Below are 22,453 nucleotides of genomic sequence, written 5' to 3' on the forward strand. Positions count from 1 at the left end.
CTTAAAATTTAGATTTGTAAATCAGTAGATTTGAATGAACTGTATGGGATATCTCCGAAAAAAGAGCTGAAGGAATTCGGTTCTTTTTTGTTTGTAGTATTTTGAAATTTCTTAATGTTATAATGGTAGTTGGTGATGAGAATGAACATAGATGAAAAAGAGATGCATCGTTTAGAGGCATTAAAAGAAATTGCTGAGTTACTAAATGAAGCAACAAACTTACAGGAAATGTTAGGGAAAGTGTTACATACATTGTTACAAGTTATGAATTTACAAACAGGGTGGATATTCTTTATTGATGAAAGTGGAAAGCATCGTATGCTTGTAGACCAAAACTTACCCCCAGCTCTTACGTGGCAGGAAAAGAAGCCGATGTGTGAAGGAGATTGTTGGTGTGTAGAACGTTTTGTGAATGGAAGATTGGAAAAAGCGACAAATATTATTGAATGTAAACGAATAGAGGATGCGATTGAATGTAATTGGGGCGAGACAGAAGATGTTACACATCATGCGACAATCCCGCTAAGATCTGGATCAGAGAAATTTGGTCTATTAAATGTAGCCTCGCCTCATAAAACACATTTTTCTGAGGAGGAGTTAGCGTTATTAGAAGCGATTGCATTTCAAATTGGAACGACAATACAACGTATTCAATTAGTTGAGAAAGAACGAAAATATGTAGTTGTAGCTGAAAGAAATCGATTGGCTCGTGATTTACATGATTCTGTTAAACAATTGTTATTTTCAATTATGCTAACAGCGAAAGGGACTCTAAATATGACGAAGGATAGAGACTTGCAAGAGATGTTAAGTTATATTGGAGAATTATCACAGGAAGCATTACAAGAGATGACACTTTTGATTTGGCAATTAAGGCCTGAAGGATTAGAGAAAGGTTTAGCAGAAGCGATTCAAAATTACGGAAAACTGTTAGGGATTCAAGTGGAAGTTCGAATTGATGGAATGGTTTTAATTGAAGATGAAATAGAAGAAGTTTTATGGCGTATAAGCCAAGAGGCATTACATAATTGTAAAAAACATGCCTCATGTGAAAAAGTATGTGTTCATTTAAGGATAGAAAATAATAAGTTGCATTTTTACATAGAAGATAACGGAATAGGATTTATACAGGATCAAGTAAGAGAGTCAGCACTTGGTTTGAAAAGTATGAAAGAACGAATTGAATTAATGAGGGGAATTTTTCGAATAAAAGCAGAACCGGAAAAGGGGACAAAGATAGAAATTCAATTACCGGTTTGAGAGGGAGAACGTCAGTGAAAATTAAATTATTACTTGTAGAAGATCATCATATCGTTCGAAGGGGACTCGTATTCTTTTTGAAGACGAGAGAAGAATTTGAAATTATTGGGGAAGCAGCAAATGGTGAAGAAGCATTAACATTCGTCCAAACAGAAAGGCCAGATGTAGTATTAATGGATTTATCAATGCCGAAAATGGATGGTATTGAAGCGACAAAACGTATAAAACAATACGATGAGACAATAAAAATTCTTATGCTCAGTAGTTTTTCAGAACAAGATTACGTTTTACCAGCATTAGAAGCTGGGGCAGATGGTTATCAATTAAAAGAAGTGCAGCCAGATCAACTCGTTGCGTCAATCGTTGCGGTATATCAAGGAAATGCAAATTTTCACCCGAAAGTAACACCAGCACTATTAGGACGATCAGCAGTCAAGAAAGAAAAAGAGAATCCTTTTTCTATGTTAACAAAAAGGGAGCAAGAAGTACTTCGTGAAATTGCGAAGGGAAGAAGCAATAAGGAGATTGCAGCAGAACTTCATATTACAGAACAAACTGTGAAAACACACGTTTCTAACGTATTGGCTAAATTGGAAGTAGATGATCGTACACAAGCTGCCTTATACGCAGTAAAGCATGGGGAAAACTAGAAATAAGTATGAATAATTGTGTCATATGCTACGGAAGAATACATATGAGAAATTAAAATGTATAGAGATGCCGAATAAAGGTTTTTCTTCTTTCAATAATTAGGTACAATAAAGTGAAACTTTAATCAGTGGGGGGGCCATCCCCACTGATTATTAGTTGAACCAATCGGGTTTTTACGGGCAGTTGATCTCCCACCTAACTCCCTTGCATTCATCGAATTTTGAGGTGGGAGTCTTACTGCCCGTTAATACGGGATAAAGCTACTATGGAAGGGGAAGATACGCTATGCCTGGTACAAAAAGTGGGATTGGAAAGATTCAGGCTTCGTTAAATGGTTTATCACCGAAATTACGAAGTATTGCCGAACATATTTTGAAACATCCACAAGATGTTGTACATAAATCGATTACGGAATTAGCGGAAGTTACGAATAGTTCCGAAGCAACGATATTCCGCTTATGCAAACACTTAGGTTTTCAAGGGTTCCAAGACTTGAAAATTACATTAGCTCGTGAGATTGTACATACCCCGATGCAAAATATTCATGAGGAAGTATCGGTAGAAGATAATATTGTCACTGTTGCTAAAAAAGTTTTTCATTCACATATTACAGGACTGCAAGATACATTACATTTGTTAAACGATAACGCGTTGGAACAGGCAGTAAGTGCGCTGAATGAAGCGAAACGAATTGAGTTTTATGGAAATGGTGGTTCAGGTATTATTGCGATGGATGCTTATCATAAGTTTATGAGAACGGGTATTTCTTGTATTGCTCATACGGATTCACATTTTCAAATTATGGGAGCGGGCTTGCTGACAAAAAAAGCAGTGGTCATTGCAATTTCTCATTCGGGCAGTAATAAAGGTTTACTTGAAGCGTTAGAAGTAGCGAAAGCAAGAGGGGCCAAAATTATTGCGATTACGAGCTATCAAAAATCGGCATTAAGCCAACTTGCTCATATAACATTATATACTTCGACGCGTGAGACGGAATTTCGTACAGAAGCAAGTTCGTCACGATTAGCGCAGCTTAGTTTATTAGATACTTTGTATGTGGGATTGTCATTGCAGCGACAAGAGGAAACACTACAAAATTTACAAAGTATACGTGAAACTATTTCGATGAAGCGAATATAAAAAGCTCTTCAAATGAAGAGCTTTTTATATTGGCGAGTAGTCTGTTGATATACCCTCTAAATCTACTTGTTCTAAGTGTCTATAGAAATATGCCAATTACCTATAATAATAATAATCTCTCATCTTTTATACCCTTCATTTTTTAAACCTCGATATTTTGCATATGAAATTTAACAAGTAGCTTGATACATCAAAATACGTATTGGGTAATAATTCAAATATTGTTCAATATTTTACAATAAGCTTATGAAATTCCATGTTAAGATGAACCTGTAATGATGATTGAACACTTAAATTTGGTACAATAATTAGCCAAAATAGTGAGGACAGTAGTTGTGAGATAAACTCATTAAAACTCTAAAACACTAAAGGGGAGATCACATATGAAAGCAGTAGTAGTTAATAAAAACAGCAAAGCAAATATTGAAGTTATTGAAAAAGAATTACGTCCGTTACACTCGGGTGAAGCGCTAGTAGATGTAGAGTATTGTGGAGTTTGCCACACTGATTTACACGTTGCGAATCATGATTTTGGAAACACCGATGGCCGCATCCTTGGTCATGAGGGTGTAGGTATTGTTACTAAAATTGCTGATGATGTTACTTCACTAAAGATAGGTGACCGTGTAAGTATTGCATGGATGTTCCAATCTTGTGGACGGTGTGAATATTGCGTAACGGGGAGAGAAACATTCTGCCGTGAAGTGAAAAATGCTGGTTATTCAGTAGATGGTGGTATGGCTGAACAATGTATTGTTACAGCTGATTATGCGGTGAAGGTACCAGAAGGATTAGATCCTGCTCAAGCATCATCAATTACATGTGCGGGCGTAACTACATATAAAGCTATAAAAGTATCAGACATTAAACCTGGTCAACCTATCGTAATCTATGGTTGTGGTGGATTAGGTAACCTAGCTATTCAATATGCTAAAAACGTATTTGGTGCAAAGGTAATTGCAGTAGATATCAATGACGACAAATTAGCCTTAGCAAAAGAAGTTGGTGCTGATATGACTATCAATCCGATTTCTCAAGGTCCTGCTGATAAAATTGTTCAAGAGGAGTTTGATGGTGCTTATGCTGCTGTAGTAACAGCAGTTTCTAAAGTAGCATTCAACTCAGCAGTTGATGCAGTACGTGCTTGCGGTAAAGTAGTTGCGGTAGGTTTACCAGTAGAAACTATGGATTTAAACATTCCACGACTTGTATTAGACGGAATTGAAGTAGTTGGTTCTCTAGTTGGTACTCGTAAGGATCTGGAGGAGGCATTTATGTTCGGCGCAGAAGGAAAAGTAGTGCCGGTTGTTCAAACGTGTTCTCTAGATAAAGTACAAAATGTATTCGAAGAAATGGAACAAGGTAGAATTCAAGGGCGTATGGTAATCGATTTTAAACAGCATAATTGTGAGTGTAAATAATTCATTTTAAATATAAAAAGCATGAGTCTAGCAAAGGACATTTAAAAAAGTTAGACGGCATAAAAAAGATGATCCCTCGTATTCAATAGAGATCATCTTTTTTATATTCTACTAATATCAATGCCAATTAATACTTGATTGATGAGACATGATTAAAGGTTCACTTTATCTACAAACGAAAAAGAATCTTTACTTTTAACAAATTTTTTATGATTTGGAACGGTTTGAATTGCTACAACTTGCGAATCTCTTGCTTTCAGTGCATCTTGAATCCCGATTGTCATAAGCTTAATAAATAGAATCGTAATAAAGAATGAAACGAGAGTATACAAAATAATCCACCTTGAAATATTCATTTCATAACGATTTAATCCAATAAGGCCTGCCCAATCATTCGATAGAGAAACAGGTTTGAGTACTCCGTCATAGAGTTCACGCATTTGTATCCCACCAATTACAATATCAAGCAACGCTAAATGGATAACGAGTATGAGTGTTTGGACGATATGTTCCATAAATAACACAAATAAGCGATCAAGTAATAAGACTCGTAAGTGTTTTTTGATAATATGAAAACGGCTAGCACCCAGTAATTGTGAACTTAAAATGTAATCTCGTTTCATAAATTCATCAACCTCTGAGGAGATATATAAAGAAAGTGTAGGTAGAGCGACGAAAATAAGTACGAGAACTTGATAAAACGCAAATGAAATATTTGGATCTAATCTATCAGCATTTGATATGATTACAATATTAACGGGCGTGATGAGTATAAATGCGATAAATAAAGTAGGAATATAGTAAAAAACTTCTGAGCATGCCTGGAAAAATCTCTTGAATCTTGGAGCGTATAAACTTAAGAGGATTCCTATACATGTTCCGCATAAAATTCGAAAGAAGCTAATTGCCACAGCTAATAAGATAGTGAATTTTGCTCCTTCTACAATTTGTAAGAAAACAGACTCTCCAAAACGATCAGATCCAAAAGGCGGCATTAACGATGGCGAAAAGGGGGCCTTTCCAAGTAATTCGTTATTGTCATTGTAAAGTAACTGAGGAGGTTTTGGGATGTTATCTTTAAAGAACCAACTATAAATAAAACTAGCTGAAACAAGTATGAATAGATAAGTAAAGCCGATTAAAAATCGTTTTGATTTCCAAATAGATTTCATAATGCTGCTCCTTTCAATTGCTTTTTCCATCTATTCATCATGAATGAGATTATTTGAAAAATGGCATAAAACGGTAAAATAATCATAACAAGTATGATAAATGCAGCTGGAGGTGAAATAAACGCCTTCTTAAATAAAAATTGAATAATGCCTTCCATATTAAAAACAAATTCTAAAATGAATAAGTTAGAAAGTAAGAAAACAAAAATCGTTTTTAAATGATGAAAGAAGTGGATAGATATATTTTTGAATAAATGAATGCATAGTATATAACTTGATGAAAGTCCTTTTCCATATGCAACCTCTACGTAATGTTTTTCATGTTCTTCTTTTATGTATAACACCATCATCCGAAACATTTGTAATGTAGGTAAGACTGCTAAAGATAAAATAGGGAGTAAATAAGCTCGATTTTCATTAAAAGAAATAATGGTGACAGGAGATTCCCCTAATTTCTGAAGTACCCATATGAAAAATATTTGCAAACAAATCATCATCATCATATCAGGGACAGCTTCTAATATGAACACAATTCGGTTTATCCATTTTTTTATATAATCTTTTGCTAAAAAATAAAAAAATGCCATACTAGATGATAGAAAGAGTGCAAGCAAAAAGGCTATAAATAATACAGTAAATGAATATAGGTAAGGTTCTAAAACAGTTGGAAATAATGGTGTCTTTTTGAAATGACCAAATTTCGGGTCTGATCCCATAACTACTAATGATTCAGGGGAGAAAACCTGTTTTAACATAGTAACGATCTGATTAAAAAAATGAATTGGTTGAAAAGTGAATCCCTGTTGAGTGATAAATAAATAAGGTAAATTTAGTAATAGTAAGAGTGATAAAAGAATTGATGAAAGTTTTATTGTGAATTGAGATATTTTATATAACATTAAATCCCTCCGACATCTTTTTACAACATTATACAATAAAGTTCATATTTTGTTTTGATTTTTCAGAAAAATATAAATACTATTAGATTTTATAGTATGGAACATATATTTACAAGGTAAAAAAGTGATAGTAAGCAGCCACGCCCTATGTCCATCAAGCTAAGAAAACGAGAACTTATATATTATTATCTTTAGGTGGAGGGGAAAGAATGTTTGATAAATTAAAAAGGTTATTTAAAAAAGATAAAGAGAATGATTTAGAAGATGAGAGGTATATTTTGATTTCTGAAAGTGAGATAAATGAAGAATTAAAAAGAAAGATAGTTGAATTAGAAAGGTTAGGATCAGAATATAGTAAAGTTCTTCAAAAAAAATATATAAATGAATTTGAGAGAAAAGGAAAACGAAACCTAAAAATATGGGTTAATAGGGATATTGACGGAGATGAAATAGAAGACTTAAATTCTGAGAAATGTCTAGAAAAAGAATATCGTTCTGAAATAATAATAGATTTTAATGATGTTACTGTTGAAGATGATGAATATGCAGATTTCATACAGTTATGGTATTACTATGGTGGTTATTTTAAAGGTACTGGGACTTTATATGATACATCAAGAAATAATTTAGAAACAGACATTGAAACAGCTTTACAAACATTAATTGAATAATTAATGTATACTAGTCTCTCGTTTAATTAACGAGTTATGTAGTTGAACAAGAAATACAAATAATAATTAATCCTTTGTTAAAACGCTCTTTCTTTTTGTTCATTTATTAAGTTTATCTATATTAATTTATCAAACTTTATGTTCCCGTTACAAAATACGCTATTCATTCTGTAAAATCACAGGAAAGGATGGCGTTTTTGTATGTCTATTTCTGTATCCAATGAATTACAATTATTTGCTTGAGAAATTCAAAGCTTTTTATTTCCAAATATCTTACGAGAGATGTTGGTTTCGTGCAACGAACCAGCAAATACTAAACAAAAATTTTGATTTGAAAAAAATTTTCTTCTTGTAACTTGATTTATGAAAAAATATTTTATATACTAATTCATGTAAACGGTTTACTAGATCGTATTTTGCTAGAAACGAAGGGAAGGTTCGCATGGAAACAAGGGGGAGAGTAATCGGGATTGACATCGGTACCACAAGTACGAAAACGGTTGTATTCACTGAAAAAGGAAAAGTCGTTGCTTCACATGCAATTGATTATCCAATTATTCAACCGAACGTCGGATGGGCTGAGCAAGATCCTGATGTAATATGTGCTGCCGTATATAAAACTGTAAGCGTTGCCATTGGAAAGGGTAATGTGTCAGCAGAGGATATTTCTTCAATCGGTATTAGTACAGCGATGCATGCCTTAATTGCAGTAGATGAAAACGGTGCGCCGTTAACGCGTTCTATCATTTGGGCAGATAATCGAAGCACAAAGCAATCAGAAAAACTATTACAACAAATGAATGGTCATGACATTTATAGAAGAACTGGTACACCGATTCATCCGATGTCACCACTTTCTAAATTATTGTGGATGAAAGAAGAAGAAACGGAGTTATTCAGAACTGCTCATAAATTTATTTCCATTAAAGAGTATGTCATTTATCAATTATTTTCACGCTATGTAGTTGATTATTCTATCGCATCTGCTACAGGGTTATTTAATTTAAAAACATTAAACTGGGATGAAGATGTTTTAACTATGTTAAATATGTCACCAGAACAATTATCAACACCTGTACCAACTACATATATTTTATCGGGAATGAAGCCGGAATTAGCACAAAAGATGGGTATTAGTGAGGATACTCCGGTTGTTATTGGTGCAAGTGATGGTGTTCTTGCAAATGTAGGTGTCGGTGCAATAACACCTGGCTCAGCTGCAATTACGATCGGGACAAGTGGTGCGGTTCGAACAATTTCATCGAGTGTTAATACAGATGAAAAAGGAAGAACTTTTTGTTACGCATTAACAGATGAGCACTGGGTGATCGGCGGACCAACGAATAACGGTGGAATATTACTTAGATGGTTACGTGATGAATTTGGTAGCCCAGAGCAAGAGGTAGCAAGAAAGCTTGGAATTGATCCTTATGATTTATTAATTAAGTATGCAGAAAGTGTACCAGCTGGAGCAGATGGATTACTATTTTTACCGTTTCTATCTGGAGAACGTGCACCCTACTGGAATGCAAATGCTCGAGGTACATTCTTCGGGATAAACCTTCAGCATAAACGTGAACATTTCATACGAGCAGTTATGGAAGGTGTTTGTATGAGTGTGTATTCAGTAGCACTTGCCATTCGAGATTGTACAGGGCCACTTACTGAAATACGTGTTTCAGGAGGCTTTGCGAAATCTGCATTTTGGAGACAAATGTTATCTGACATGATGGGGAAAGAATTGCTTGTTCCAGAAAGTCATGAAGCATCTGCGCTTGGGGCAGCAGCACTTGCTTTGTATGCAATTGGGAAAATTGATTCTCTTGAAGAGGTGAAGGATTGGATTGATATTGTCCATCACCATGTACCGAATAAAGAAAATACGGCTTTATATTTAGAGATGTTTTATATGTATGAACGACTTTACAATCGTTTGAAAGAAGAATTTGATTGTATAGCTGCTTTCCAACGTAAACAATAGGGGGATTGGGAGAAATGGTAGTTGGGATCGTACTAGCGGCTGTTGTTATATTACTTTTACTAATTACGGTAGTAAAATGGCATCCATTTGTCGCGTTAATTTTAACAGCAATCGGAGTTGGGCTAGCAATGGGGATGCCCTTAAGTGGAACTTCACCACAACATCCGGGGATTATCGATTCTATTAAATTAGGTCTCGGTAATACGTTAGGGTTTTTAGCGATTGTTTTAGCTTTAGGAACAATGCTTGGAAAAATGATGGCTGAGTCTGGCGGTGCTGAACGAATTGCTAACACATTAATTGGACGTTTTGGGAAAAAGCGTGTTCACTGGGCAATGATGTTCGTTGCATTTATAGTAGGGATTCCGGTATTTTTCCAAGTTGGATTTGTACTATTAATTCCGTTAGTATTTACAATTGCGTTAGAAACAGGGGTATCACTTATTACAATCGGTATTCCGCTAGTAGCAGGTCTTTCGGTTGTACACGGACTTGTTCCACCGCATCCAGCAGCAATGGCAGCGGTAGGTATATTTAAAGCAGATGTAGGGAAGACAATTTTATATGCATTAATTGTCGGACTTCCAACCGCAATAATTGCAGGTCCGCTTTACGGGAAATGGATTGGTGCTCGTATACATAAAGAAGTACCGTTAGATATAGCGGAGCAATTTATTGAAAGAGATAAGAAGAAGGAACTTCCTAGCTTCGGAAATACATTGTTTACTATTTTACTTCCAGTATTTCTTATGCTAGGTGCATCGATAGCGGAAGTAGCATTAAATAAAACAAGCCAACTTGCACAAGTATTGCATTTTATTGGAGATCCAATAGTCGCATTATTAATTGCAACGATATATTCTTTCTTTAGTCTTGGCTATGCAAAAGGGTTTTCTAAAGACAAAGTCTTACAAGTTACAAATGATTGTTTAGGCCCAATTGCAAACATACTGTTAGTTATCGGTGCAGGTGGTGCCTTTAATAAAGTGTTATTAGATTCTGGAATTGGAACTACAATTGCGGAGATGGCGAAAGAATCACATATTTCACCGATATTATTAGGTTGGGGAATTGCTGCACTTATTCGAATCGCGACTGGCTCTGCTACTGTTTCCATGATGACAGCAGCTGGAATTGTAGCACCGATTGCAGCAAGTACACCAGGAGTAAATGTAGAGTTACTGGCACTTGCAACAGGAGCAGGGTCATTAATATTATCGCATGTAAATGATTCTGGATTTTGGATGATTAAAGAGTATTTCGGAATGACTGTGAAAGAAACATTATTAACATGGACCGCAATGGAGACAATATTATCTGTTGTAGCACTTGGATTAATTTCGTTATTAAATATATTTGTATAGAATGGGAGATTGATTAATATGAAACTAGGTTTAATTGGATTAGGAAAAATGGGATTCCCATTAGCTGAACACTTACATGAAGACAAGCATGAAGTAGTTGTATACGATGTAAATAATGAGCTTGTTGAAAAGGCAGGGGAATTAGGGATTACTGCTCGTCATACATTAAAAGAAATGATCTCTGAATTAGAAGCACCTCGTACAATTTGGGTAATGGTACCTGCAGGAGAAGTTGTTGAGTCAGTACTAAAAGATGTATATCCATTATTAGAGGAAGGCGATATCGTTATTGAAGGTGGAAATTCATTCTATAAGGATACGTTACGCCGTGCTGAAGAAGCGAAAAGCTTTGGCTTACATTATGTAGATATCGGTACATCAGGCGGTGTAGAAGGAGCTAGATACGGCGCTTGCTTAATGGTTGGTGGAGAAAAAGAAATTTATGATCAACTAGAACCTTTATTTAAAGATTTAGCAGTAGAAAATGGTTATTCATATGCAGGCCGCGTCGGTAGTGGGCATTTCTTAAAAATGGTTCATAACGGTATTGAATACGGAATGATGCAAGCAATCGCTGAAGGATTTGAAGTACTAGATAAAAGTGATTTTGATTTCAATTATGAAGATGTTGCAAAAGTATGGGCAAACGGATCGGTTATCCGTGGTTGGTTAATGGACTTAACTGAAAAAGCATTTGCAGAAGATCCGAAACTTGATGGCATTAAAGGTGTTATGAACTCTTCAGGAGAAGGGAAATGGACTGTTGAAACAGCGCTTGAATTACAAGCAGCGGCACCAGTTATCGCTATGTCATTATTTATGCGCTACCGTTCACAAGAAGATGATACATTCCATGGGAAAGTTGTCTCAGCTCTTCGTAATCAATTCGGTGGACATGAGGTTGTGAAAAATTAGTTTTGTGAAACTCATACGAAAGTATGAGTTCTTTTTTTATTTCTCATACTATTTTATGAAAGCTTTTACCTCTTTTTACTGTATTTTGTATAGAAATTTCTGATAATATAAAGGTAGAATTTTAAAACAAAGGGGAGAAATGGTTATGAAACTAGTCGTAATTAATGGTACACCAAGAAAATTTGGAAGAACTCGCGTTGTGGCAAAATATATTGCAGAGCAATTTGAAGGGGAGTTATACGATTTAGCAGTAGCGGAATTGCCTTTATATAATGGAGAAGAATCACAACGTGAATTAGAGGCAGTAAAAAAATTAAAAGCTTTAGTGAAAGCTGCGGATGGAGTAGTACTATGTACACCAGAATATCATAATGCGATGAGCGGAGCGTTGAAAAATTCGTTAGATTACTTAAGTAGCAGTGAATTCATCCATAAGCCTGTCGCATTACTAGCAGTTGCTGGAGGAGGTAAAGGGGGAATAAACGCATTAAATAGTATGCGCACTGTCGCTAGAGGCGTTTACGCAAACGCAATTCCAAAACAAGTCGTGCTTGATGGATTACATGTGCAAGATAGTGAACTTGGAGAAGATGCAAAACCATTAATTCATGATTTAGTTAAAGAATTAAAAGCATATATGAGCGTATATAAAGAGGTGAAAAAACAATTAGGAGTTGAGTGATATGTCCTCTCTTTATCATGATTCTCGCTTGTATTACATTCTAGGAGCCAATAGTTTATCCGCTATTGGTTCCGGGATTGTTATGATAACGATTCCGTGGTTGTTAATTAAGGAAAGTGGAGGAGAGACAACATTTGGTTATGTTTCTATCGTTGCAACTCTCATCATGTTTTTACTAACACCATTCATTGGGCAAAGCATAGATCGTTTTTCAAGAAAATCTTTATTGTTATGTAACGAAGGTATCGGGATAGCCATTATAGGAATGATGACCATTTGGGGATTTGCTGGGCAATCATACAATTCTATTCATTACATTATTATTTATATAGCAGGTTCTTTCTATTATCTATTATTCTATCCCACAATATTTGCATTTAACCAAGAAATATTTCAATCAGAGCATTATAAAAGTTTAAGTGGCACAATGGAAATACAAGGACAATTAACGCAAGTTATTTCAGGCGCAGCTGCTAGCTTTTTAATTGAGATTATTTCTTTGAAATGGATCTTGTTAGTGGATATGTTAACTTTTGCAGGAGCATTTTTTCTTTTCTTATGTATACCGTATGTAAAGAAAAAAGAAGTAAAACGGAAAGCAACATTTAAGAAGCAATTGTTCGAAGGAATTCACTTTATGAAAAAGCGCCCTAAGTTATTTTGGTTTTTACTAGCGACTTATATGCCGTTTATCGGTGTCATGATGGCAAATTATTTAATCCCAGTATATATTTCAGATATACTCAAAGCTAGTGCCTCTGTATACGCAATTGAAGGTATGATGTACGGTGTCGGAGCGGTTCTTGCAGGAATAAGTATTCCAATCATGATGAAATATGTCAAAATAGAAATTTCAATCGTTATGACGATGGTTATTTATGTAATTTCAATTACCGCAATGATTATTGAGCCTTCCATTATGTTATTATATGGACTAGCGATTTTCCATGCGATTGGAAATGCTGGAACACGAGTGGCGAGAAATGTATTGATGATGGAAGAAATCCCAAACGAAGTAATGGGACGTGTGGACAGCTTATTTCGATTAATTGGCACAGGAATTCGAATTGTATTATTAATGTTGTTTACGGCAGGCGTATCTAAAGCAGGGGTAATGATCCCGTTTTACGTACTGAGCTGTATATTGATCCTATCATTAGGGATTGCTTTTTATTATGTAATTTCAAAACGTAAAACGGAAGCGAATGTGTCTAATAAATCAATTGTTTAAAAAATACTTCTGCCTCCTTTTCTTTTTCTATATAATAAAAAGAAAGGGAGTGTTAACTTATTTATGAACAAATGGATATTGCTTATAATCTTATTACTACCTCCGCTATACATCATTTATATGACGTTTCGAATGAATAAAGTTGCTCGTGAAACATTGAGTAATCACTCTCCATACGTTCTTATATTAGGTGCAAAGTTATTTGGAGATAGACCGTCTTTATCTCTTCAAAATCGTTTGGATATAGCGTTGGAATATTTACATGCTCACCCTGAGGTGAAAGTAATTGTTTCAGGTGGTCAAGGGGAAGATGAAGATATACCGGAAGCTCACAGTATGAGAAACTATTTAATGGTACATGGTATAGATGAGAATCGTATTTTAATTGAAGACTGCTCTACAAATACGTATGAAAATTTAAAGTTTAGTATGGATTTATATGATGTAAAGCATGCGGTAGTTGTAAGTAATACGTATCATTTATATCGAACGAAAATAATTGCAAAGCGTTTAGGGATAAAGATGGAAGCTTTGGCTGCTGAAACACCGAGACGCTCTAAGAAAAAAGCGTATGTGCGTGAATATGCTGCAATTATGAAAACAATATTGTTCGACCGTTAGAGCTCAAATGAGAGCTCTTTTTTTGTATAATAAAGCGTATCATTTGAAATGAATGCTATATTCCATCAAAATAAAGGAAACAACATGAAAGGAGTTGTGTCTGTGATTCAATTTAATCATGTGTCAAAAGCGTATGAAGATGGCACAAAAGCAGTGGATTCATTACATTTAGAAATTAAAAAAGGAGAATTTTTTGTTCTCATTGGTCCGAGTGGTTGCGGGAAAACAACGACAATGAAGATGATTAACCGTTTAATTGAAACGACGGAAGGATCAATTTTAATCGATGGAAAAGATATTCAACAATATAACATAAACGAACTACGTTGGAATATAGGGTACGTGTTGCAGCAGATTGCGCTGTTTCCACATATGACAATTGCTGAAAATATTGCAGTTGTCCCTGAAATGAGAAAATGGACCAAAAAGGAAATAAAAGCACGTGTCGATGACTTGCTACAGATGGTTGGGCTCGATCCAGATGTATATCGTGATCGCATGCCAGATGAATTGTCAGGAGGGCAGAAACAACGTGTTGGTGTCGTACGGGCATTAGCCGCAAACCCGAAAATTGTACTTATGGACGAGCCATTTAGTGCGTTAGATCCGTTAAGTAGGGAGCAGCTTCAGAAGGATATCGTACAATTGCAAAAAAAGATTCAAAAAACAATCGTGTTCGTAACGCACGATATGCAAGAGGCTTTATCACTTGGTGATCGTATTTGTGTAATGAAAGAAGGAAAAGTTGTTCAATTAGATACACCAGAAGGAATTATACATAACCCGAAAAATGAGTTTGTAGAGGAGTTCATTGGAAATCGTGGACGACCTTGGTATGAGGGGAAGAGTATAGAAGAGGTATTGCCGCTAGACGAGGGTATACGAGTTGAAGGGAATGCTTTATCTTTACATTCGTCATTACAAGAAGCACTAGTCCGCTTACAAACTGAAGAGTCAGTGCCGGTTGAAGAGCATGGTCAATATGTTGGAGCGTTAACAAGTCGTCATATTGTCAATTACATTGTTGAACAAATGAAGGAAAGAGGCTAAACAGTGACTGATTTTATTCAAACGTTCCAAGAACGAAAAGTAGAATTGCTAAGTGCATTAAGTGAGCATTTACAAATATCGCTTATTTCACTATTTTTTGCAGTAATTATTGCAGTGCCGCTCGGCATTATATTAACGAGAAAAGAACGAATGGCTGAATTTATTATAGGGACTTCTGCTGTTATGCAGACAGTGCCCTCACTTGCTTTACTTGGACTATTAATTCCGTTAGTAGGAATTGGAAAACTGCCAGCTATAATCGCATTAGTTGTGTATGCACTATTACCTATTTTACGAAATACATATACAGGAATACGGGAATTAGATGAATCACTTATAGAAGCGGCGAGAGCTATGGGGATGAATAGCTGGAAAAGATTATGGAAGGTAGAGCTTCCACTCGCATTGCCAATTATTATGGCTGGTATTCGTACAGCGATGGTATTAATTGTTGGAACGGCTACATTAGCTGCTTTAATAGGCGCTGGTGGGCTCGGTAAGCTCATATTATTAGGCATAGATCGAAATGACCATGCGCTTATCATTTTAGGGGCCGTACCAGCTGCGTTACTCGCTTTATTCTTTGATATAGTACTTCGCATACTTGAGAGCCCGAAACGCTCTTCTAAGCGCGTTATATTGACGATATGTATAGTTGTAGTAATGATAGCTGCTCCATTTCTTTGGAATACCGAAAAGAAAGACATAGTTATTGCTGGTAAACTTGGATCTGAACCAGAAATATTAATTCAAATGTACAAGCAACTTATTGAACAGGATACAGATTTACAAGTGGAATTAAAGCCAGGCCTTGGAAAAACAGCATTTGTATTCGAAGCGTTAAAATCAGGTGAAGTAGATATATACCCAGAATTTTCAGGTACAGCTTTATCTACTTTCGTGAAAGAAGAACCGAAAAGTACAAATCGTGATGAAGTATATGAACAAGCTCGTATTGGAATGGAAAAGAAATATAATATGGTTATGTTAAAGCCAATGGAGTATAACAATACATACGCACTAGCCATGCCGAAAAAAATAGCAGATCAAAATAACATAAATACAATTTCTGATTTAGGAAAAATTGCACAGGAAGCTAAAGTAGGATTTACATTAGAATTTGCTGATCGTGAAGATGGTTATAAAGGAATGCAAAAATTATATAACTATAAGTTTTCAAATGTTAAAACGATGGAACCGAAACTGCGCTATAGTGCAATACAATCGGGAGATGTTAACGTAATCGATGCATATTCAACAGATAGTGAATTGGAGCAATATGGGCTTAAAGTGCTAAAAGATGATAAAGGACTATTCCCGCCTTATCAAGGAGCACCATTATTAAGAAAAGAGACGTTACAGAAATATCCTGAACTCGAAAAAGTATTAAATAAATTATCTGGAAAGATTACAGATGAAGAAATGAGAAAAATGAATTATGAAGTAAATGTGAATGGGAAAAGTAGCGAAGAAGTCGCAAAACAATTTTTACAAAAAGAGAAGTTACTTCGTTAATTTTACAATAAATATACAATTTTATATGTATGAAATGACCGTTCATTACAAAATGAACGGTTTTTTTTGTGCATACTTATACATTTTTTCAAAAAAGTATTCCATTTTTCTTCATTTTCTTTTAGAATAAGTAATGTTTTCCTGAAAAAATATAAGAGAAACGTCTATTAGAGAAAAAGGTGACTTTAATAGTTGAACGAACATAACACCTAGAATGACAGATGGGGTGGTACAAATAGAAAAGAAGTTAGGATTTTTTCCGTTAATCGCATTAGTAGTTGGAACGATGGTTGGTGGCGGTGTTTTTAGTTTACCGCATGATTTAGCAGTAGGAGCAAATAGTGGTGCAACGATAATTGGTTGGTGTATTACAGCAATGGGAATGATTCCACTTGCGCTCGTATATCAAACGTTAGCAAGACAAAAACCGGAGCTTGAGGGCGGAATCTATAGTTATGCACGAGCTGGATTCGGTGAATATATTGGTTTTAACAGTGCTTGGGGATACTGGCTAGCAGGGATTTTAGGAAATGTTGCAACAATTATGTTACTGTTTAGTACATTAGGTTACTTCTTCCCAATTTTTAAAGGCGGAAATAATGTTGCGTCAATCGTAGGTGCATCACTTTTATTATGGACATTGCATTTTCTAATTTTATTTGGAATTCGTGAAGCCTCCATTATGAATGTTATCGCAACGATTGGGAAATTAGTTCCGATCTTATTATTTATTGTCGTGATGGTAACAGCGTTTCGCTGGGATACATTTACACATGACTTTTGGGGCGAAGGAACTATCTCAGTTTCCTCTGTACTAGGTCAAGTGAAAAATACAATGCTTGTAACCCTTTGGGTGTTCATTGGGGTTGAAGGAGCAGTTGTATTATCAGGAAGAGCTAAAAATAGTAGAGACGTTGGAAAAGCGACAGTACTTGGACTTATTTTAGTAATGTCTATTTATATTTTAATTTCTGTTCTGTCAATGGGAGCCATGACAAGAAAAGAACTTTCAGTATTAGAGACTCCTTCAATGGGACATGTATTAGAACATGTTGTTGGGCCATGGGGTGCAATGGCAATTAATATTGGATTAGTTGCGTCACTTGTAGGTACATTAATTGGCTGGTTTTTACTTGTTTCTGAAATTTCTCACGTAGCAGGAAAAGACGGCGTGTTTCCGAAAGTCTTTACGAAAACAAATAAGAAACAAACGCCGCATATGGCATTGTGGATTTCAAATATCGTTGCCCAAACTATATTTATAATCGTTCTGTTTTCACAATCGACATATCAAATTATGTATTTTATTGCGTCAACATCTATATTACTGCCGTACTTATTATCAGCGCTATTTCAATTGAAATTAGTCATCACGAAAGAGCTGAAAGTTGCGAGAGTAAAAAATGGATTGTTAGCATTAATTGCTTCCCTATACTCTGTATGGTTAATTTATGCAGCTGGTTTAAAGAATTTATTGCTTGTTTCAATCGTATATGGTATTGGGATTCTCGTGTATATGTTTGCAAGAAAAGAAAAAGGGAATCGTTGTTTTGCAGGCAAAGAGCGATATGTGATGTGGGCAATTGTTATTGCAGCTATTACATCACTTTATATGTTACTGACAGGAACTATAAAAATGTAAAAGTCCTTTTAATTTAAAGGGCTTTTTTCCTTGTCTAGAGAATATTTAATACATAAGATATTCAGGAGGGATGAAAATGGAAGAAAAAGAACAGTTGTCTAGAATTATGGATTTAGCTAGTGATTTAAGGAAAGTATTAGTACAAGAATCTTTTTTTAATCATCATCCTGAACTTCGAGGCGTGATTGAAAATTTAGCGAGTTCTGTAGAGAATTTGGCGAGTTTGCAGCAAAATAAAGATGAAAATGCCGAAGATCGATTACGGTACGTACTTGCTAAAATGAAAATCGCTCATAATGCCATTTTACAAGAAAAAAAAGCATTTCCTTCTCATTAATATACGTTTTAATTTTGAACCTGACGGATGACGTCAGGTTTTTTATTTCTAGTTTTAGATTGTAGTTCATACAATAAGGATAGTATGAAAAAAAGAAGGTGACTACGTTGAAATTACATAAAGCTCTTCATCCAAGTTTTATAAAGCGAATGTATTATATGAGGTTTATTGGGAAGTTTGCAAAAGCTGAGGGAGAGAAGAATGGAGAAAATTTCTTTGTACAATGTCTTTCTTCAATACCTTTAACTTTACAAGAGTTATTTCCGACTGGAAAATATTTGTTTGAAGGATTATGCAGTAATAAAAAGAATGAAAAAATCTTTACTGATTTAAAGAAGCATAAATTAGAAAAGCAACTGGTTATGTTTCGTCTTTATTATGATCGTGGAAATTTATTTCTGGAATTAATATGCACAGAAGAGCCTCGGGAAATAGCATCTTCATATAAAGTGATTCCTTCACCAAAGGTCTCAAATTATAAAAAGAGAGCGTCATTGGAACGGAAGTTAAGCAACGGTTATTTATCATTTCTTATGCCTAAATTACCAAAAGACTTTGAGCCTCCAGAATTATTGTGGCATGAGAGAAGGCTATATGGAAATTTATCGTTAAAATCATCAATAAGTTCAATTTCATATTTTGAGCAAAGAAAAGAATGCAAATATATTGAAATAAACGATTGGATGAAACATGTAGAAATAGCAGTAGATGATCATTTATATTTTGTAAGTGAAAATGTGTATGACCAACTAAATAAACGAATTGCTGAAGAAGGTAAGTTAGTTGAAGTAGAAGATATTAAAATGCAAAAGGATGACTGGGAATGGGATGAGCGTGAATCCTCTTTTTTGCAGTATGTACAAAGTATGGTTCGTAATAAAGGGTTATATTTGGATGATACAGATATATATAATTTTCACATTAGTATTAAAACCAATATGTTAACAATTGTTGGTGGTATACCAGGTGTTGGGAAATCACGCTTTGTGCAAGCTTATGCAGAATCACTTGGGTTACGTTATGGGGAAGAATTAATTTGGATTCCGATTTCACCATCGTATCAAGAACCACATGATATTCTCGGTTACCTTCATCCGAATGGTAATTTTATTGAAAGTGAAACGAAGTTAGTTCGGACATTGTTAAAGGCTAAAGAAAATCCAAATCAATTGTATATAATTGTGTTCGATGAAATGAACATGTCACATATTGAGCATTGGTTTACTCCGTTTCTATCCGTTCTTCAACTTGAAAAGAAAAATCGTATTTTGAGTTTGTATGAGAAAGTACAAGAAATAGAAAATCAAATTCCACCTTCAGTGGAAATTGGTGAGAATATTATTTTCGTAGGCACTGTAAATTTTGATGAAACGACGAAAGAGCTTTCCGATCGATTATTAGATCGAACAAATTTGATTACATTACAAAAAATTCCGTTTTGCGAGATGAGTATAGAACATGAGAAAGTTGTTCAGCAACCCCCGCTGAAAGTAACAACGGGAGAATTTCGACTCAATTGGTTTAGGAATAAAGAGATGATCGAAGTGTATACTGAAGAGGAATTAGAGTTATTGGATAAGTTACATGATGTATTATCATCACACGATATATCAAAAGGAATTTCTTTCCGATGTGCAAGCGCAATCGCTACGTATTTGCAAAATATACCGTTCCAAAATAATCAGTCCTATATGATTAGCAGGGAAGAAGGTTTTGATTTGCAAATAAAGCAGCGTGTATTAACGAAATTAAGGGGGACAGAAATGACAGTGGGCCCTCTACTTTCTGAAGAAGCAAAAAGGGGAGCGACATTGATACCACTTTTACAGTCTCCGCTTGCAAATCGTGTATCTACATTTGAACATTCTTTAGCTTATATAAGACAAAAGCGTAGAGAACTGGAGCTGTATGGCTATGCAAAATGAGGAGCGTTATGAAACAGCAATCGTCGATACGAAAGAAACGCTCCCGTTTGTATTGAAGCTAATTATTGGTACTGAGGGGAAAGGCGATTTTATCCTTTTAAACCGGCTTTGTACGTCTACTACAGCATTAGTTCAATGTATTTATAAAGTACAGGAATTAAAACCACTGAAATTACATTTCCATTATCAAAATCCAATGGATATTACATTCATATGGAATAAAGTATATGAGGGACAAAAGAATATAAAAGAGTCACAATATGAATTAAATGAAAAAAAACAAAGAGTATTAGTGTATGAACATGGAAAAACTGAATTTTTTTATCCGTGGCGCTGTGGCTTATACCATTTTGAAGTGCGTATAGAAGATAAAACTTATTATGGTGCGTTTCAAGTTGTTCCTAAAAACTTTTTTGATGACCAATTTGAAATGATTCAAGATTATGTGAAGTCAATTTTAAACGAGTTAATTTTAGATAGAGGTTATTACAAGAAAACTTTCTCAGCACTTAGCGATATTGAAGATTCTTCTTATTTGGTATTGTTAAGAAAGTTGCCACAAAAAATGAAAAGAATAAAACAAATTTTTAAGAAAGTAGAATCGAATGCGGAATTTGTACACGAATATGAATGGGAAACGAAAGCGCGGAAGGCAACGAGAAAAACTGCCATTATGACAGAAAGAAAGCTTTATGCGAAATATTACAACCGTAAATTTAAGGAGCAAAAAAATAGTATTGAAAATGCATTTCTTAAATTTAAAACGATGCAATTCTATTATTATTTACTTGAAGCAGAAATTTTTGTACGTAAAACTATTGAAATACTAGAAGGAGAAAAGAAGAAAAAGTCAGATGAATTTCAAGCTGTTAAAACAATTATGAAAACGATTGAACGAAATGGATCCGTGACGGATAGGGAAAAACAAAAATATAGAAATCTACATTTACTGAAAGAAGCAGATTTACGGAAAAGTTCTGTGAAAATACAAGAATATAAAATATTAGCTCATATCGTATATGAAAGTGTGCAATACTTTCGAAATTTATTGTATTCTCCATTTTGGAGGGAAGTTTCTGAAACAGCTACCATTAATTCGAACACTTTATCTATACCGCATCAACAATTAATCCACCATTTAGAATTGTTACCGCAACATACGGAGCAACCTCCATCTTTATTATTCGTATATAAACCAACGTTTTTAGTGTATGAGTATTACGCTTTTTTTATCGTTATTTCTATATTAGAACAAATCGGATTTGAAGATAAGAATCCTATCCGTGAACAAATACAAGAACATTTTTATTTAGACGGATTACAAGATGGAACGACAGTGATTTTACATCGAGATGATATAAAAGTGCACGTCGCGTTTAATGATTTAATTGAAACACACCCTCTTATTGCACTAAGCAAAGGAAGTAATTTTTATAACGGAGAGGACACAAAGAAGCCGGATATTCGTTTAGATTGTTATGTAAAGGAAGAAGAGAAGTATGTATATAAATCTTCTATTATTATCGAAGTGAAATATAGTCCTATGTACAATATTTTTCAGCCTGTAGGTAATACGAAAGCAACTGAGCAAATGTATAAATACTGGTCTATTAAGTATGTAGAAGAACAGAATGGCAAAAGAATTTTTAAGCGAAGAGCGATTTATGAAGTGATTTGTGTATATCCAGGTAGCCATATGCATAGTAAAAAAATTGAATCTGGATGTGGAGTGTTTTTACAACTATATCCATATAAAACGAAACAAGGAGAAGAGAAGTTGGCTGGGAAGCATGGGATGATTCAAATTTTTGAGAAATGGTTAAAAAGTAATAAAATGTAAAAGAAATCCTTTTTAATGAAGGATTTCTTTAGGTTAAGAAGAATTATATGCAGTACGGAAAGACACATTATACGGTTCGAACTTGATAGTGATTATCATTTTTTATTAGAGTAATTGGATCTTTTTATGTTTGTAA

The 22,453-nt window shown here is 34.7% G+C and carries 19 protein-coding genes; 17 read left to right on the forward strand and 2 right to left on the reverse strand.

Annotation, left to right across the window (positions count from 1 at the left end):
* The first annotated feature begins 162 nt into the window (after positions 1-162).
* From NSQ08_RS09650 to adhP, 4 genes are all read left to right on the forward strand, one after another.
* Entirely contained in the window at positions 163-1,260 is a 1,098-nt protein-coding gene (locus NSQ08_RS09650; protein WP_220089392.1) for a GAF domain-containing sensor histidine kinase, read from the forward strand.
* A 14-nt stretch (positions 1,261-1,274) separates the two neighbouring features.
* Positions 1,275-1,910 carry a response regulator gene (locus NSQ08_RS09655; protein WP_002031722.1) on the forward strand — a complete coding sequence of 212 codons (636 nt, stop codon included), beginning with the start codon at positions 1,275-1,277 and terminating at the stop codon, positions 1,908-1,910.
* Positions 1,911-2,196: 286 nt separating this feature from the next.
* Positions 2,197-3,051: a MurR/RpiR family transcriptional regulator gene (locus tag NSQ08_RS09660; protein WP_002031820.1), complete on the forward strand. Its 855-nt coding sequence runs from the start codon at positions 2,197-2,199 to the stop codon at positions 3,049-3,051.
* A gap of 383 nt (positions 3,052-3,434) precedes the next feature.
* Positions 3,435-4,472 (forward strand): alcohol dehydrogenase AdhP, encoded by a 1,038-nt coding sequence (gene adhP / locus NSQ08_RS09665; RefSeq protein WP_002031819.1) that lies wholly within the window; start codon positions 3,435-3,437, stop codon positions 4,470-4,472.
* Between the two features lie 152 nt (positions 4,473-4,624).
* Here adhP and NSQ08_RS09670 read toward each other — a convergent pair whose 3' ends face one another.
* Positions 4,625-5,644 (reverse strand): ABC transporter permease, encoded by a 1,020-nt coding sequence (locus NSQ08_RS09670; protein WP_340773985.1) that lies wholly within the window; start codon positions 5,642-5,644, stop codon positions 4,625-4,627.
* Positions 5,641-6,543, reverse strand: coding sequence for an ABC transporter permease subunit (locus NSQ08_RS09675; RefSeq protein WP_002031814.1), 903 nt, complete (start codon positions 6,541-6,543; stop codon positions 5,641-5,643). The genes NSQ08_RS09670 and NSQ08_RS09675 overlap by 4 nt, the downstream gene beginning before the upstream one ends.
* A 209-nt stretch (positions 6,544-6,752) precedes the next feature.
* Here NSQ08_RS09675 and NSQ08_RS09680 point away from each other — a divergent pair, with 209 nt between their 5' ends.
* From NSQ08_RS09680 to NSQ08_RS09740, 13 genes are all read left to right on the forward strand, one after another.
* Positions 6,753-7,214, forward strand: coding sequence for a hypothetical protein (locus NSQ08_RS09680; protein ID WP_002189504.1), 462 nt, complete (start codon positions 6,753-6,755; stop codon positions 7,212-7,214).
* Between the two features lie 442 nt (positions 7,215-7,656).
* Positions 7,657-9,195 carry a gluconokinase gene (gene gntK, locus NSQ08_RS09685; RefSeq protein ID WP_340773992.1) on the forward strand — a complete coding sequence of 513 codons (1,539 nt, stop codon included), beginning with the start codon at positions 7,657-7,659 and terminating at the stop codon, positions 9,193-9,195.
* A 14-nt stretch (positions 9,196-9,209) separates the two neighbouring features.
* On the forward strand, positions 9,210-10,559 hold the full coding sequence (locus NSQ08_RS09690; RefSeq protein WP_340773995.1) for a GntP family permease: 1,350 nt from the start codon (positions 9,210-9,212) through the stop codon (positions 10,557-10,559).
* An 18-nt stretch (positions 10,560-10,577) separates the two neighbouring features.
* Positions 10,578-11,474, forward strand: coding sequence for a phosphogluconate dehydrogenase (NAD(+)-dependent, decarboxylating) (gene gnd / locus NSQ08_RS09695; protein ID WP_002085837.1), 897 nt, complete (start codon positions 10,578-10,580; stop codon positions 11,472-11,474).
* 145 nt (positions 11,475-11,619) lie between these two features.
* The gene (locus tag NSQ08_RS09700) at positions 11,620-12,156 is read left to right on the forward strand and encodes an NADPH-dependent FMN reductase (protein WP_002031805.1); all 537 of its coding nucleotides are present in this window, start codon (positions 11,620-11,622) and stop codon (positions 12,154-12,156) included.
* Between the two features lies 1 nt (position 12,157).
* Positions 12,158-13,387 carry an MFS transporter gene (locus tag NSQ08_RS09705; RefSeq protein WP_340774001.1) on the forward strand — a complete coding sequence of 410 codons (1,230 nt, stop codon included), beginning with the start codon at positions 12,158-12,160 and terminating at the stop codon, positions 13,385-13,387.
* Between the two features lie 63 nt (positions 13,388-13,450).
* The gene (locus tag NSQ08_RS09710; protein ID WP_002165881.1) at positions 13,451-14,008 is read left to right on the forward strand and encodes a YdcF family protein; all 558 of its coding nucleotides are present in this window, start codon (positions 13,451-13,453) and stop codon (positions 14,006-14,008) included.
* 102 nt (positions 14,009-14,110) lie between these two features.
* A complete protein-coding gene (locus NSQ08_RS09715) occupies positions 14,111-15,058 on the forward strand; it encodes an ABC transporter ATP-binding protein (RefSeq protein ID WP_033709046.1) in 948 nt (315 codons plus the stop codon).
* 3 nt (positions 15,059-15,061) lie between these two features.
* Entirely contained in the window at positions 15,062-16,573 is a 1,512-nt protein-coding gene (locus NSQ08_RS09720) for an ABC transporter permease/substrate-binding protein (protein WP_002085827.1), read from the forward strand.
* 214 nt (positions 16,574-16,787) lie between these two features.
* Positions 16,788-18,215, forward strand: coding sequence for a basic amino acid/polyamine antiporter (locus NSQ08_RS09725; RefSeq protein WP_002085826.1), 1,428 nt, complete (start codon positions 16,788-16,790; stop codon positions 18,213-18,215).
* 76 nt (positions 18,216-18,291) lie between these two features.
* Positions 18,292-18,552 carry a hypothetical protein gene (locus tag NSQ08_RS09730; protein WP_002085825.1) on the forward strand — a complete coding sequence of 87 codons (261 nt, stop codon included), beginning with the start codon at positions 18,292-18,294 and terminating at the stop codon, positions 18,550-18,552.
* 107 nt (positions 18,553-18,659) lie between these two features.
* Complete coding sequence (locus NSQ08_RS09735; protein ID WP_340774020.1) at positions 18,660-20,477, forward strand: AAA family ATPase; 1,818 nt, start codon at positions 18,660-18,662, stop codon at positions 20,475-20,477.
* Positions 20,467-22,317 carry a hypothetical protein gene (locus NSQ08_RS09740; RefSeq protein ID WP_002136129.1) on the forward strand — a complete coding sequence of 617 codons (1,851 nt, stop codon included), beginning with the start codon at positions 20,467-20,469 and terminating at the stop codon, positions 22,315-22,317. Before NSQ08_RS09735 ends, NSQ08_RS09740 begins: the two co-directional genes overlap by 11 nt.
* Positions 22,318-22,453 lie beyond the last annotated feature (136 nt).

The sequence above is a fragment of the Bacillus sp. FSL E2-8887 genome (genome assembly GCF_038007205.1).
GTDB lineage: Bacteria > Bacillota > Bacilli > Bacillales > Bacillaceae_G > Bacillus_A > Bacillus_A mycoides.

Bases quoted from the DNA above. Each gene is read 5' to 3' on its own strand.
- NSQ08_RS09650 (WP_220089392.1), top strand. From the start codon at position 163: ATGCATCGTTTAGAGGCATTAAAAGAAATTGCTGAGTTACTAAATGAA.
- NSQ08_RS09660 (WP_002031820.1), top strand. From the start codon at position 2,197: ATGCCTGGTACAAAAAGTGGGATTGGAAAGATTCAGGCTTCGTTAAAT.
- adhP (WP_002031819.1), top strand. From the start codon at position 3,435: ATGAAAGCAGTAGTAGTTAATAAAAACAGCAAAGCAAATATTGAAGTT.
- NSQ08_RS09670 (WP_340773985.1), bottom strand. From the start codon at position 5,644: ATGAAATCTATTTGGAAATCAAAACGATTTTTAATCGGCTTTACTTAT.
- NSQ08_RS09675 (WP_002031814.1), bottom strand. From the start codon at position 6,543: ATGTTATATAAAATATCTCAATTCACAATAAAACTTTCATCAATTCTT.
- NSQ08_RS09680 (WP_002189504.1), top strand. From the start codon at position 6,753: ATGTTTGATAAATTAAAAAGGTTATTTAAAAAAGATAAAGAGAATGAT.
- gntK (WP_340773992.1), top strand. From the start codon at position 7,657: ATGGAAACAAGGGGGAGAGTAATCGGGATTGACATCGGTACCACAAGT.
- NSQ08_RS09690 (WP_340773995.1), top strand. From the start codon at position 9,210: ATGGTAGTTGGGATCGTACTAGCGGCTGTTGTTATATTACTTTTACTA.
- gnd (WP_002085837.1), top strand. From the start codon at position 10,578: ATGAAACTAGGTTTAATTGGATTAGGAAAAATGGGATTCCCATTAGCT.
- NSQ08_RS09700 (WP_002031805.1), top strand. From the start codon at position 11,620: ATGAAACTAGTCGTAATTAATGGTACACCAAGAAAATTTGGAAGAACT.
- NSQ08_RS09705 (WP_340774001.1), top strand. From the start codon at position 12,158: ATGTCCTCTCTTTATCATGATTCTCGCTTGTATTACATTCTAGGAGCC.
- NSQ08_RS09710 (WP_002165881.1), top strand. From the start codon at position 13,451: ATGAACAAATGGATATTGCTTATAATCTTATTACTACCTCCGCTATAC.
- NSQ08_RS09725 (WP_002085826.1), top strand. From the start codon at position 16,788: ATGACAGATGGGGTGGTACAAATAGAAAAGAAGTTAGGATTTTTTCCG.
- NSQ08_RS09730 (WP_002085825.1), top strand. From the start codon at position 18,292: ATGGAAGAAAAAGAACAGTTGTCTAGAATTATGGATTTAGCTAGTGAT.
- NSQ08_RS09740 (WP_002136129.1), top strand. From the start codon at position 20,467: ATGCAAAATGAGGAGCGTTATGAAACAGCAATCGTCGATACGAAAGAA.